Source organism: Curtobacterium sp. PhB146 (assembly GCF_004342995.1).
Lineage (GTDB): Bacteria > Actinomycetota > Actinomycetes > Actinomycetales > Microbacteriaceae > Curtobacterium.
In genome coordinates, this window is sequence record NZ_SMBN01000002.1 from 594,392 (window position 1) to 607,259 (window position 12,868).

At 71.4% G+C, this 12,868-nt stretch carries 10 protein-coding genes; all 10 read left to right on the top strand.

The window, feature by feature from the left end:
* Positions 1-74: 74 nt before the first annotated feature.
* The 10 genes from EDF33_RS11275 to EDF33_RS11320 all read left to right on the top strand — a co-directional run bounded on the left by EDF33_RS11275 (position 75) and on the right by EDF33_RS11320 (position 12,704).
* Positions 75-2,891, top strand: a complete 2,817-nt coding sequence (locus tag EDF33_RS11275; RefSeq protein ID WP_132100068.1) for a DNA polymerase III subunit gamma and tau — start codon at positions 75-77, stop codon at positions 2,889-2,891.
* Positions 2,891-3,490 carry a recombination mediator RecR gene (gene recR / locus EDF33_RS11280; RefSeq protein WP_111084231.1) on the top strand — a complete coding sequence of 200 codons (600 nt, stop codon included), beginning with the start codon at positions 2,891-2,893 and terminating at the stop codon, positions 3,488-3,490. The genes EDF33_RS11275 and recR overlap by 1 nt, the downstream gene beginning before the upstream one ends.
* A gap of 116 nt (positions 3,491-3,606) precedes the next feature.
* Positions 3,607-4,872: an aspartate kinase gene (locus EDF33_RS11285; protein ID WP_123292139.1), complete on the top strand. Its 1,266-nt coding sequence runs from the start codon at positions 3,607-3,609 to the stop codon at positions 4,870-4,872.
* A gap of 32 nt (positions 4,873-4,904) precedes the next feature.
* A complete protein-coding gene (locus EDF33_RS11290) occupies positions 4,905-5,957 on the top strand; it encodes an aspartate-semialdehyde dehydrogenase (RefSeq protein ID WP_132100069.1) in 1,053 nt (350 codons plus the stop codon).
* Between the two features lie 96 nt (positions 5,958-6,053).
* Positions 6,054-7,541, top strand: a complete 1,488-nt coding sequence (locus EDF33_RS11295; RefSeq protein ID WP_132100070.1) for a malate:quinone oxidoreductase — start codon at positions 6,054-6,056, stop codon at positions 7,539-7,541.
* A gap of 46 nt (positions 7,542-7,587) precedes the next feature.
* A complete protein-coding gene (locus tag EDF33_RS11300; RefSeq protein WP_132100071.1) occupies positions 7,588-8,694 on the top strand; it encodes an Rv2578c family radical SAM protein in 1,107 nt (368 codons plus the stop codon).
* A 153-nt stretch (positions 8,695-8,847) separates the two neighbouring features.
* Positions 8,848-10,101 (top strand): ATP-binding protein, encoded by a 1,254-nt coding sequence (locus EDF33_RS11305; RefSeq protein ID WP_132100072.1) that lies wholly within the window; start codon positions 8,848-8,850, stop codon positions 10,099-10,101.
* Positions 10,098-11,390, top strand: a complete 1,293-nt coding sequence (locus EDF33_RS11310) for a hypothetical protein (protein ID WP_132100073.1) — start codon at positions 10,098-10,100, stop codon at positions 11,388-11,390. Before EDF33_RS11305 ends, EDF33_RS11310 begins: the two co-directional genes overlap by 4 nt.
* Positions 11,377-12,078: a response regulator gene (locus EDF33_RS11315; protein ID WP_235035937.1), complete on the top strand. Its 702-nt coding sequence runs from the start codon at positions 11,377-11,379 to the stop codon at positions 12,076-12,078. The genes EDF33_RS11310 and EDF33_RS11315 overlap by 14 nt, the downstream gene beginning before the upstream one ends.
* On the top strand, positions 12,078-12,704 hold the full coding sequence (locus tag EDF33_RS11320; protein WP_123292145.1) for a thymidine kinase: 627 nt from the start codon (positions 12,078-12,080) through the stop codon (positions 12,702-12,704). The genes EDF33_RS11315 and EDF33_RS11320 overlap by 1 nt, the downstream gene beginning before the upstream one ends.
* Positions 12,705-12,868: the final 164 nt, after the last annotated feature.

Here is a 12,868-nt window from a genome sequence, read left to right on the forward strand (position 1 = left end):
AGGCGGTCCGGTCCAGTGCCCGTGGACCTGTGGAGGGGCACGCGGGTGTCGGTCGTCCCGGCTACCCTGGTCGCGTGGTCACCGCCCTGTATCGCCGTTACCGGCCCGAGAACTTCGCCGAGCTGATCGGGCAGTCGCAGGTCACCGACCCGCTCCGCACGGCGCTCCGCACCAACCGCGTCAACCACGCCTACCTGTTCAGTGGCCCGCGCGGCTGCGGCAAGACGACCTCGGCCCGCATCCTGGCGCGGTGCCTCAACTGTGCCGAGGGGCCGACCGACACTCCGTGCGGCGTCTGCCCGAGCTGTGTCGAGCTCGCCCGTGACGGCAGCGGCTCGCTCGACGTCATCGAGATCGACGCCGCGAGCCACAACGGTGTCGACGACGCGCGAGACCTCCGTGACCGCGCCGTGTTCGCCCCCGCGCGCGACCGCTACAAGATCTTCATCCTCGACGAAGCGCACATGGTCACCCCGCAGGGGTTCAACGCGCTGCTCAAGCTGGTCGAAGAACCGCCGGAGCACGTCAAGTTCATCTTCGCGACGACCGAGCCGGAGAAGGTCATCGGCACCATCCGGTCGCGCACCCACCACTACCCGTTCCGGCTCGTGCCGCCCGCCGTCATGCTCGAGTACATCGAGCAGCTCTGCACGCAGGAGTCCGTGACGGTCGCACCCGGCGTCCTGCCCCTGGTCGTGCGCGCCGGCGGCGGTTCCGTCCGCGACACCCTGTCCCTGCTCGACCAGCTCATCGCCGGCAGCGAAGACGGCGCGATCGCCTACGAACGCGCGGTCGCCCTGCTCGGCTACACCGACGCCGCGCTGCTCGACGACGTCGTGGACGCCCTCGCCGTGGCCGACCCGGCCTCCGCCTTCGCTGCGATCGACCGGGTCGTTCAGACCGGTCAGGACCCGCGTCGGTTCGTCGAGGACCTGCTCGAGCGCTTGCGCGACCTGATCGTCGTCGCGGCGACGAACGAGAGCGCCGCAGCGGTCCTGCGCGGTGTCTCGCCGGACGAGCTCGACACCATGACCCGGCAGGCCGGTGTCTTCGGTGCCACCGGGCTGTCCCGTGGCGCGGACATCGCGAACAAGGCGCTGACCGACATGACCGGAGCGACCTCGCCCCGGCTGCACCTCGAGCTCATGACGGCGCGCATGCTCGTGCCCGAGGCCGACGACACCCAGCGCGGTGCCCTCGCCCGGGTCGAGCGGCTCGAGCGCCGCGTCGGTGTCGGGGACGCCGGCGGACACCAGGCACCGTCCGGCGCAGTCGCGGCGCCGGGGTCCACCCAGCCGGCCGCCACCAGCACGGCGCCCGCACCGGCCCCGTCGTCGGCTGCGGCACCGCGTCGGCAGGAGCCCGCAGCGCAGCAGATCCCCGCCGCCCAGCAGGCCCCGGCCGTCCAGCAGGCCCCAGCGGCGCAGCAGGAGCCCGCCGCGGCGTCGGCGAACGCGGCTGCGGCGGCTCAGTCCGACGCCGGAAGTGCGGCACGTGACGCCGCAGCCTCCTGGGCTGCAGCCGTCCCGAGCGCTCCCGAGCCCGCTGCTCCGACCACCGAACAAGTCAGTGCTTCGTCCACGGGCCAGGGCACGACGATCGGTGACGAGCCGGCGGTCCGGACCGTCGGCGCCGTGGGCTTCCAGCAGATGCGCGACGCCTGGCCGCAGATCGTCGAGCACGTGCAGCACGCCAAGCGGTCGGCGTGGTCGGTGGTCGTCACCGCACAGGTGACCGCGCTGCGCGACGACGTGCTGACCCTGACCTTCCCGAGCCAGCAGGACGTCGCCTCGTTCAAGGAGATGTCCGACCCCTCGGCCAGTGTGAGCGAACTGCTCCGCGCCGCGATCATGGACGTCATCGGGCTCCGCGTGAAGTTCGTCGCCCGCGGTCCCGGGGGGCCTGGTCAACAGCGCACCCCGGTCCCCACGCAGCAGCCGTCCGCCCCGGCCGGCCGTCCGGCGCCGGCGAGCCAGCCCGCTGAGCAGGCGCAGCCGCAGTCGCAGCCGCAGCCGCAGACGTCGTCGGCGCCGCAGTCCGCCGCGCCCGCTCCGACGTCGGCCCCGGCCCCGGCCTCCGAGGCCGCTGCAGCCACCGGGGACGGTCCGGCCGCCCCTGCTGAGGCCGCCGCCTCCGCAGCGCCCGACACGACGGCGGCACCCGAACCCGCGGCGTCCACGCCGGAGTCCGGTCCCGCCGCCACCGAGCCGGAGCCCCGTCCGGCGCAGGCACCCGCTCCGGCGTCGGCGTCGGCTCCCGCTGCTGCGTCGGCACCCGCCCCGGCGCAGGCACCCGCCCCGGCGCAGGCGCCCGCACCGTCCGGCGCACCCGTCACCGACTGGGCGGTCGCGACGATCCCCGCGAGCGACCCCACCGCCGACGCCGTGCCCGAGTCCGTCGAACCCGGCTGGGCGGCCCCCTTCGGCACCGCTCCGGCCGCCGCGCCCGTCGCCCCGGCGGAGTCCGTCGACCCGCAGCAGCCCCGGTCCGAGGCGCCAGCGCAACCCGCCGGTGCCACCGCACCGCAGGGGGTGGAGCCGACCGACGTCGGACCGCAGGCGGCGTCGTCGACGGTCGCCGCGCCTCCCGGAGGACCCGTCGTACCGGGCGTGCCCGTCGACGACTACCCGCTGGACGACGAACCGTACGACGACGGCGCGCCGTTCCCGGACCCCGGTCACGGCCGATCCGCTGCAGCGCCCGCGCAGGCGCCGACCGCCCCGCGCGCGCAGACCGCCCCGCGCGCGCAGACCGCCCCGCCGGCCGCGCCGCGGACCGCACCACCGGCGCGTCGTGCGCCGGTCGCCGGTCGCTACGGCGAGGCCGTCGTGCGTGAGATCCTCAATGCCCAGTTCATCGAGGAGACCGCTCTCCACCAGGATGGTGCCTGATGTACGACGGGATCGTCCAGGACCTCATCGACGAGTTCGGTCGCCTGCCGGGCATCGGCCCGAAGTCGGCGCAACGCATCGCGTTCCACATCCTGCAGACCGAGTCGTTCGACCCGTCGCGGCTGTCCGAGCTGCTGGCGGACGTCAAGGAGCGCGTGCGCTTCTGCGAGATCTGCGGCAACGTCACCGAGAACGTCCAGTGCAGCATCTGCCGCGACCCGCGCCGGTCGCCGGCCACGATCTGCGTGGTGGAAGAGGCGAAGGACGTCGCGGCGATCGAACGCACCCGTGAGTTCCGCGGGCTCTACCACGTGCTCGGTGGCGCGATCAGCCCGATCGACGGCATCGGCCCGGACGACCTGCGGATCCAGCAGCTCATGACGCGCCTGGCCGACGGCACGGTCGAAGAGGTCATCATCGCGACCGACCCCAACCTCGAGGGCGAGGCGACGGCGACCTACCTGAGCCGGCTGCTCGTCCCGATGGGCATCCGGACGACCCGGCTGGCCTCGGGCCTGCCGGTCGGCGGCGACCTCGAGTACGCCGACGAGGTCACGCTCGGCCGTGCGTTCGAGGGCCGTCGCGTCGTCGGCGGCTGAGCCCCACGCAGGATCGTTGCGTCTGGGGCGGCTCGCACGCAACATCCTCGAAACACCGACTACCATTGTGAGACCGCGTGACCTCGCGGTGTCGCCGTCTCCGGGAGTACCAGCCAGTGGCCTTGATCGTGCAGAAGTTCGGTGGATCCTCCGTCGCGGACGCCGAGAGCATCAAGCGCGTGGCGAAGCGGATCGTCGAGACGAAGAAGGCCGGCAACGACGTCGTCGTGGCGGTCTCGGCGATGGGCGACACCACCGACGAGCTCGTCGACCTGGCGCACTCGGTCACCCCGATCCCCGCCGGCCGTGAACTCGACATGCTCCTGACCGCGGGGGAGCGCATCTCGATGGCGCTGCTCGCGATGGCGATCAAGAGCCTCGGGGTCGAAGCCTCGTCGTACACCGGCAGCCAGGCGGGCATGCTCACCGACGCGCAGCACGGCAAGGCGCGCATCGTCGACGTCACCCCGAAGCGCGTGCGCGAGGCGCTCGACTCCGGCCACGTCGCGATCGTCGCGGGGTTCCAGGGGTTCAACCGCACGACGGGCGAGATCACCACGCTCGGCCGGGGCGGCTCGGACACGACGGCCGTCGCCCTCGCCGCCGCGCTCGACGCCGACGTCTGCGAGATCTACACCGACGTCGACGGCATCTTCACCGCCGACCCTCGTGTCGTGCCGAAGGCCCGCAAGGTCGACCGCATCACGAGCGAGGAGATGCTCGAGCTCGCGGCGTCCGGCGCCAAGGTCCTCTACATCCGTGCCGTCGAGTACGCCCGCCGGCACGGCGTCACCCTGCACGTCCGGTCCTCGTTCAACAACACCGAGGGCACCATCGTCTACAACCCTGCCGAGGGGGAAACCGTGGAAGAACCGATCATCACCGGGATCGCCGGAGACCTCTCCGAGGGGAAGATCACCGTCGTGGGCGTCCCGGACCAGCCGGGCAAGGCCGCCGAGATCTTCACCAACGTCGCACGCGCCGGGGCGAACATCGACATGATCGTCCAGAACGTGTCGGCGGCGTCGACCGGGCGGACGGACATCTCGTTCACCCTGCCGAAGGACCAGGGCCAGACCGTGCTCACGGCGCTCGAGGTCGCGAAGTCCGACATCGGCTACGAGAGCATCCAGTACGACGACCAGATCGGCAAGCTCGCCCTGGTCGGTGCCGGCATGCGCACGAACGCCGGCGTCTCGGCGAAGCTCTTCCGCGCGCTGCACGACGCGTCGATCAACATCGAGATGATCTCCACCTCGGAGATCCGCATCTCGGTCGTCACCCGTGCCGACACCCTCAACGAGGCGATGCGGGTCGTGCACAACGCGTTCGACCTCGACGCCGAGGCCGAAGCCGTCGTCCACGCCGGCACCGGCCGCTGACCCACGCTGACCCGCTGAACCAGGAGCACCGCATGAGCACCCTCACCGTCGCCGTCGTCGGCGCCACCGGACAGGTCGGCGCCGTGATGCGTCGTCTGCTCGAAGAGCGCGCGTTCCCGGCCGACCAGGTCCGGTTCTTCGCGAGCGCCCGGTCCGCCGGCACGACCCTGCCGTTCCGCGGCGAGCAGATCGTGGTCGAGGACTCCGAGCTGGCCGACCCGTCGGGCATCGACATCGCCCTGTTCTCGGCCGGTGCCACCGCCTCGCGGGCCCTCGCGCCGAAGTTCGCCGCAGCCGGGGCGCTCGTCGTCGACAACTCGAGCGCCTGGCGCATGGACCCCGAGGTCCCGCTCGTCGTGAGCGAGGTCAACCCGCACGCGATCGACCAGGCCCCCAAGGGGATCATCGCGAACCCCAACTGCACCACCATGGCGATCATGCCGGTACTCAAGGTGTTGGACACCGAGGCCGGGCTCCGCCGTCTGGTCGCCACGACCTACCAGGCCGTCTCCGGCTCCGGGCTCGCCGGCGTCGAGGAACTCCTCGGCCAGGCGCGTGCCGCCCTCGAGCAGGACACCGCAGCGCTCACCCACGACGGTTCCGCGGTGACGTTCCCCGAGCCGGTCAAGTACGTCCGCCCGATCGCCTTCGACGTCGTGCCGCTCGCCGGCAGCATCGTCGAGGACGGCCTGGGGGAGACCGACGAAGAGAAGAAGCTCCGCAACGAGAGCCGCAAGATCCTCGAGCTCCCCGACCTGCTCGTCGCCGGCACGTGCGTGCGTGTGCCGGTCTTCACCGGCCACTCCATCTCGGTGCACGCCGAGTTCGAGAGTCCACTGTCGCCCGAGCGTGCGACCGAGATCCTGTCGAGCGCACCGGGCGTGGAGCTGTCGGACGTGCCGACGCCGCTGCAGGCCGCCGGTCAGGACCCCGCGTTCGTCGGGCGCATCCGTGCCGACCAGTCCGCGCCCGAGGGGCGTGGGCTCGCACTGTTCGTCAGCAACGACAACCTGCGGAAGGGTGCAGCGCTCAACGCGGTGCAGATCGCCGAGGCGATCGTTGCGCGTCGTACCGTCGCCGCGTAGCCGCAGAGTCGCCGCTCAGCGGCGCGGCCGCGCGCAGCGACTCGGTCACCGCGCGCGGCTGACCGGCCTGTCGGTCGACGCCGGTAGGATCGACGGGTGGCAGTGAAGCAGGTGGACCCGATCGATGTCGTCCTCGTCGGGGGAGGCATCATGAGCGCCACCCTCGGCGCGATCATCCACCGGCTCGAGCCTTCGTGGAAGATCCGCGTGTACGAGCGCCTCGGTGCCGTCGCGCAGGAGTCCTCGAACCCGTGGAACAACGCCGGCACCGGGCACTCCGCGCTCTGCGAGCTGAACTACACGCCCGAGCTCGCCGACGGTCGCGTCGAGATCGCGAAGGCCGTCACGGTCAACGAGCAGTTCCAGGTCTCGCGGCAGTTCTGGTCGCACCTGGTCGAGATCGGTACGCTGCCCGACCCGTCCAACTTCATCAACCCGACCCCGCACATCTCCTTCGTCTGGGGTGCGGACAACGTCGAGTACATGCGCAAGCGCTACGAGGCGATGCGGGGGCACCCGCTGTTCGCCGGGATCGAGTTCTCCGACGACCCCGCCCAGATCCGCAAGTGGGCGCCCGCGCTCATCCCCGGTCGCAAGAAGGACCAGGCGATCGCCGCGACCTACTCGGCGGCGGGCTCCGACGTCGACTTCGGGTCGCTCACCCGGCAGTTGTTCGACCAGCTCGAGCTCGACGGGCTCGAGTTCGAACCGAACCACCAGGTCAAGAACATCTCGCGGGGCAAGGACTTCGACGGCTGGGCGCTCGACGTCCTGAACGAGGTCGGTCGGTCGACGCAGAAGATCGCCGCGAAGTTCGTCTTCGTCGGTGCCGGCGGTGGGGCCCTGCAGCTGCTGCAGAAGTCCGGCATCCCGGAGATCCGTGGGTACGGCGGCTTCCCGGTCTCCGGCGAGTTCCTGCGCACCGACGACCCCGAGGTCGTGCAGAAGCACGCAGCCAAGGTCTACGGCAAGGCCAGCGTGGGGGCGCCGCCGATGTCGGTGCCGCACCTGGACACCCGCATCGTCGACGGCAACGCGTCGCTGATGTTCGGGCCGTACGCCGGGTTCAGCCCGAAGTTCCTGAAGCAGGGGTCGATGCTCGACCTGTTCAAGTCGATCCGACCGCACAACCTGCGCCCGATGCTGAGCGTCGCGTTCTCCAACTTCGACCTGGTGCGCTACCTGATCGGCCAGCTGCTCGCCTCGAAGCAGACCAAGTTCGACGCGCTGCGCGACTTCATGCCGAGCGCCGAGCCCGAGAACTGGCACAAGATCATCGCGGGCCAGCGGGTGCAGGTCATCAAGCCGGACAAGTACAAGGGCGGGGTGCTGCAGTTCGGCACCGAGGTCATCACGGCCGCCGACGGTTCGATCGCCGGGCTCCTCGGGGCGTCGCCGGGGGCATCGACCGCCGTGCCGATCATGCTCGGCCTGCTCCGGAAGTGCTTCCCCGACCGGTGGGACGGCTGGCAGGACGCGGTCCACGAGATGGTCCCGACCTACGGGCAGGACCTCGGCGACGACGCCGCCCTGGCCGACGCCACCCTCGAGCGCACGGCGAAGGTGCTCGGCCTGCACCACTGACCAGCTCCGGCTTGCGGCCCGTTCGAACATGTGTTCGAATGGCGGCATGCGGTGGAGTGGACAGGCGATCGATGCCGAGCAGAGCGACGCACTGCCGGGCATGGAGTCGAACAGCGGGTTCGTCCGGAGTGTGACGACGCCCGAGTTCGCGGGTGTCACGTTCCACGAGGTCCTGGCGAAGAGCGCGCTGAACCGGGTGCCGAGCGCCGACGGCTCCGGCACCTACGGGTGGACCATCAACCCGTACCGGGGGTGCAGTCACGCGTGCGTGTACTGCTTCGCGCGGCCGACGCACACCTACCTCGAGTTCGACGGCGGAGCCGACTTCGACCAGCAGATCGTCGTGAAGACGAACGTGGCCGACGTCCTGCGGCGTGAGCTCGGCAAGCCCACCTGGGACCGTCACCCGATCGCGCTCGGCACGAACACCGACCCGTACCAGCGTGCCGAGGGTCGGTACCGACTGATGCCCGGGGTGATCCAGGCGCTGGCGGACAGCCGCACGCCGTTCAGCATCCTGACGAAGGGCACGCTGCTCCGGCGTGACCTGCCGCTCCTGGCCGAGGCGGCGAAGGTGGTGCCGGTCGACCTCGCGATGTCGATCGCCGTGTACGACGACGACCTGCAGCAGTCGGTGGAGCCCGGCACGCCCACGACGGCTGCGCGGCTCGCCACCGTGCGGGCGATCCGCGACGCCGGGCTCGACTGCGCGGTGTTCCTCATGCCCGTGCTGCCGTACATCACCGACACCCGTGCACACCTCGACGACGCCGTCGGTCGGGCGGCGGCGGCCGGTGCCACGAGCGTCATGTACTCCGCGCTGCACCTGCGGCCGGGCGTGAAGCCGTGGTGGTTCGAGTGGCTCGGACGCGAACGGCCCGCCCTGGTGGCGCGCTACCGGGCGATGTACCTCGACAACACCTTCGCGCCGAAGGACTACCGCCGTTGGCTGTCGGAGCGCATTCGACCAATCCTGGCGGCGCACGGCGTCGGCCTCGGGCGCGTGGACCCGGCGACGGGGTCGATGGGCTTCTCGGACCCCTCGACGGTGCCGCAGGAACAGTCGATCCCCACGACGTCGCCGCTCAAGCGCGCGGATCCGGGCTTCGACCGCCGTCTGCTCCGACCGGTCGTGACGCAGACGTTGTTCTGAGCAACGAAGGTTGCGCGTTCGGGGGACATCGGTGCGTGGTGGGGGCCGGTATCATCGACCGGGTCGCCGAACGGACGCTGTTTCGGGGTACACGGTCAGCACCGAGGTGTTTGATCGTGGGCGGCATTCCCGCCACCCGGAAGGACCCATCTCGTGCTCGGCATCCCCACGCACCTCGCTCCGCGAGTGAACGCGTGGTCGACGGTGCGGGCCTTCCACGCCGGTGCGATCGGATCGTTGGTGGCGGCGGCGATCGCGCTGTTGCTGTACCGGCTGTCCGAGCCCGACGTGCAGGTGATCAGTGCGGTCCTGGCGCTCGTCCCGATGCTCGGCATGATCGGCGTGCACGTGCAGTTCGGCACCTGGCGCTCCGCGGTCGCGTTCCTGGTCGTCGGCGGCGTCTGTGCGTGGTGGTTCGCGATGGTCGTGCAGCAACAGGTCCCGTTGGGCTGGGTCACCTCGTACCTGCTGTCGTTGGCGGTCATCCCGCTCATCCTGGTCGGCGGTGCCGGCGCGGTGCCGAGCCGCGTCGTGCTGTGGTCCTTCCTCGGCTTCCTGACCGGACGGGTGGCGACGTGGATCGCGGTCGTCCAGGCCGACGGCCCACCGCGTCCGCTCGTGCTCGCCTGGGTGACGCTCGGCTTCGTGGTCGTCCTGGTGCTGTTCACGAGCCGGAGCACCGGTCGGTCGGAGCGGGTGCAGCCGGAGCTGCTGCGCTCGGCGCGTGAGGAGCACGTCTCCGCGTACCGTGCCGGGGTCGAGGCCGAGGCGGCTGCGATCCTGCACGACACCGTCCTGAACCACCTCAACGCGATCGCCCTGGCGCCCGACGGACCGATGGACCCGCACCTGGCACGGACCGTCGAAGCCGACGTCGCCGTCCTGACCGGCAAGGGGTGGCTGGCACCGGCCGCCCGGCAGCGACCGGGTGCAGCCGTCGACGCGTTCGCCGTCATGGTCGACGAGCACCGTGCGGCCGGTCTCGATGTCACGGTTTCCGGTGATCCGTCCGCCCTCGACCGGCTCGACCAGCGTGCCGTCACCGCGCTCGTCCGCGCCGTGGGGCAGTGTCTGGCCAACGTCCGCAAGCACGCCGGTGTCGACGCGGCCGAGGTCAGCGTCTTCGACGACGGTGCGTCGTGCACCGTGATGGTGGTCGACGACGGTCGCGGTTTCGACGAGGACTCCACGGGCTCCGACCGGATGGGCCTGCGTGGCTCGGTCCGCGACCGCATCGGGCGGGTGGGCGGCGACGTCCAGATCTGGTCGTCGCTCGGTTCGGGGACGAGCGTGATGATGACGGTGCCGTTCGGACCGGTCACCGCCACGACCGACGCCGTGGCCACCGACCACGTCGGCACCGTGGTCCCCGACGAGGTCGGCGGCGTGCACGGAGCCGACCGGTGAGCGCCACGACCGAGGCCCGTCGGACCGCGCAGCAGTACGACCCGCTCGGTGCGATGGGGTCGCGTCCGCTCGCGATCGGGCTCGGCGCCGCCAGCATCGTCTGGGCACTCCTGGTGTCCGTGTTCGACCGTGACGTCGTGGGCAGCCCCACCCTCAGCGCGCTCACCGTCATCCTGGTCGCGGCGTCGGCAGCGGTCGTGTTCACCGCCTCGAGTCCGTTCCGCGCACCGTTCCCGCGGTGGGCGTTCGTCGCGCACGTCGGGCTGCTCGGCCTGGCGTCGGTGACGAGCGTCGCCGCGCAGTGGGGACCCGACCGCAGCGCGCTGAACGACTTCATGTCGCTCATCACGGCGACCGGCATCGTGATGGTCGCGCCGTACCGGCCCTGGACGGACCTGACCATCGGCGGCGCCCTGCTCGCCGTCATCAACGCCGCGACCTGGGGCGTCGGTGCAGCGACGTTCCCGCACGAGATCCCCGTCGCCGTCGCGGCCTTCCTGGCGGCGGCACCGACCCTGGTGCTGACCGCTGCGTCGGCCGTCTTCGCGTGGACGTTCGCGGGCCTGGCCGAGCGGGTGCAGATCCGGGCCGGTTCCTACTCGGTCGAGCGTGCGGAGCGGGACGGCATCGCTGCGAGCGTGCAGCAGGACCGGTCGACGATCCTCGCCCGCGACGTCGCACCGTTCTTCGCCGAGCTGCGCACGCGCGAGGTCATCACCGACGCCGACCGCGAACGGGCACGACTGATCGCCGACGGCATCCGCCGGGCGATGGTCGCCGACGCGGACCGCACCTGGTTCGAGCAGGCCGTGCGCGTCGAGGGTGGGGACGCCCCGGTCGTCGACGACCCGGACGGGCTCGCCGCGATGCTCGACGCCGACCAGCGCTCCGTGGTGCGGACGTTCCTGCGGGCCGCGTTCCGTGCCTCGACCGTCGACCCGGCCGGGTTCCGGGCAACGCTCCGACGCGAGGACGGGCAGGACGACGCGGCCACCCGCGGCGATGCAGCACGCACCGACCCGGCCCGCACCGACGCGGCCACCCGCGGCGATGCAGCACGCACCGACCCGGCCCGCACCGACCCCGCCCGCACCGACCCGGCCCGCACCGACCCCGCCCGCGACGCCCGCGTGCTGCTCGAACTCGACCTCGCCGTGGCCGACTCCGACATCGGGATCCACCGCACCTTCGACCCCTACTTCGCCGTCCTCCGTGTGACGTTCCCCGACCTCGACGTCGCGGTTCGTCCGTCCGCCCTCGCACTAAGGTTCTCCTATGACCAGCACTGACCCGAACAGGCTCTCGGAGGGGTCCCCGTCCCTCCCGAACCCGGGGGCACGACGTGTGCGGTTGGCCATCCTCGACGACCACGAGGTGCTGCTGGACAGCCTGTCGAGCTGGATCGCGGTGAACGCGTTCGACTTCGACCTGGCCCTGACCGCGCACACCTGGCTCGAGATGGTCCACAGCGACAGCTTCCCGACCGACCTGGTGTTCCTCGACTTCCAGCTCAAGGAACCCGTCTCGATCGAGGCCCGTGTCCGCACCTGCCGCGCCGCCGGTGCGAAGGTGATCGTGCTCTCCAGCGTCGACAGCCGCGAGTCTCGCGACCGTGCCCTGGCAGCAGGCGCCGCGGCGTTCCTGTCGAAGTCCCTGCCGATGCGTGAGGTCATGGACGTCGCCCGCGAGATCATGGGCGTCGCACGCGAGACCCCGCAGCCGCGCGAGTGGCGTCCGCTGCCCACCGGGGCGGCCGCGCACCAGCGTCCGAAGCTCAGCCACGGCGAGGAAGAAGCGCTCCGGCTGTACGTGTCCGGCTACTCGACCAACGAGGTCGCCGCGCAGATGAACGTGCAGTACGAGACCGCGAAGACCTACCTGCGCCGGGTCCGCGAGAAGTACAGCAAGGTCGGCCGTCCCGCCTCGAAGAAGTCCGATCTGATCCGGCGGGCCGCCGAGGACGGGTTCCTCGCGTAGTGGCGAAGCTCTACTTCCGCTACGGCGCGATGAACAGCGGCAAGAGCACGGGGCTCCTGCAGGCTGCCTACAACTACGAGGAGCGCGGCCACCGGGTCCTGCTCGCGAAGCCCGCGGTGGACACCAAGGGCGACCGTGAGATCGTGTCCCGCCTCGGCGTGACCCGCACCGTCGACCTGGTCTTCGCGCCCGACGCCGACGTCCGGTCCGCGGTCGCCGCGGCCGGCGCCGTCGACCCCGAGTCCGACCGCCTCGACGGCATGGTCCGCGCCGTCAGCTGCGTCCTGGTCGACGAGGCGCAGTTCCTCACTCCGCAGCAGGTCGACGACCTGCTCCGCATCGCGGTCCTCGACGAGATCCCGGTGATCACCTACGGCATCCGCACCGACTTCCGCACCGAGGCGTTCCCGGGCAGCGCCCGCCTGCTCGAGGTCGCGCACTCGCTCGAAGAGCTCAAGACGATCTGCCGGTGCGGTCGCAAGGCCGTCTTCAACGCCCGCACGGTCGACGGCCGGTTCGTGTTCGACGGCTCGCAGGTCGCCATCGACGGCGTCGACGTCGCCTACGAGTCGCTCTGCGCCAACTGCTACCTGACGGAGTCCGGCGGCCGGCTCGACGGCGCCTGACCCGCGCTGCCGGCAGATCGTCACACACCGCTCGCGTTCGCCGAGCGGACACGTCGAGTCGCCGGTCCGCCCGTCGGGCGACCGGACGCTACCAGTCCGCGAGATGCGCGCGGCAGGTCGTGACCGCTCGGCGCTCGAGACGCGACCGCAGACGGCCTGGAGGC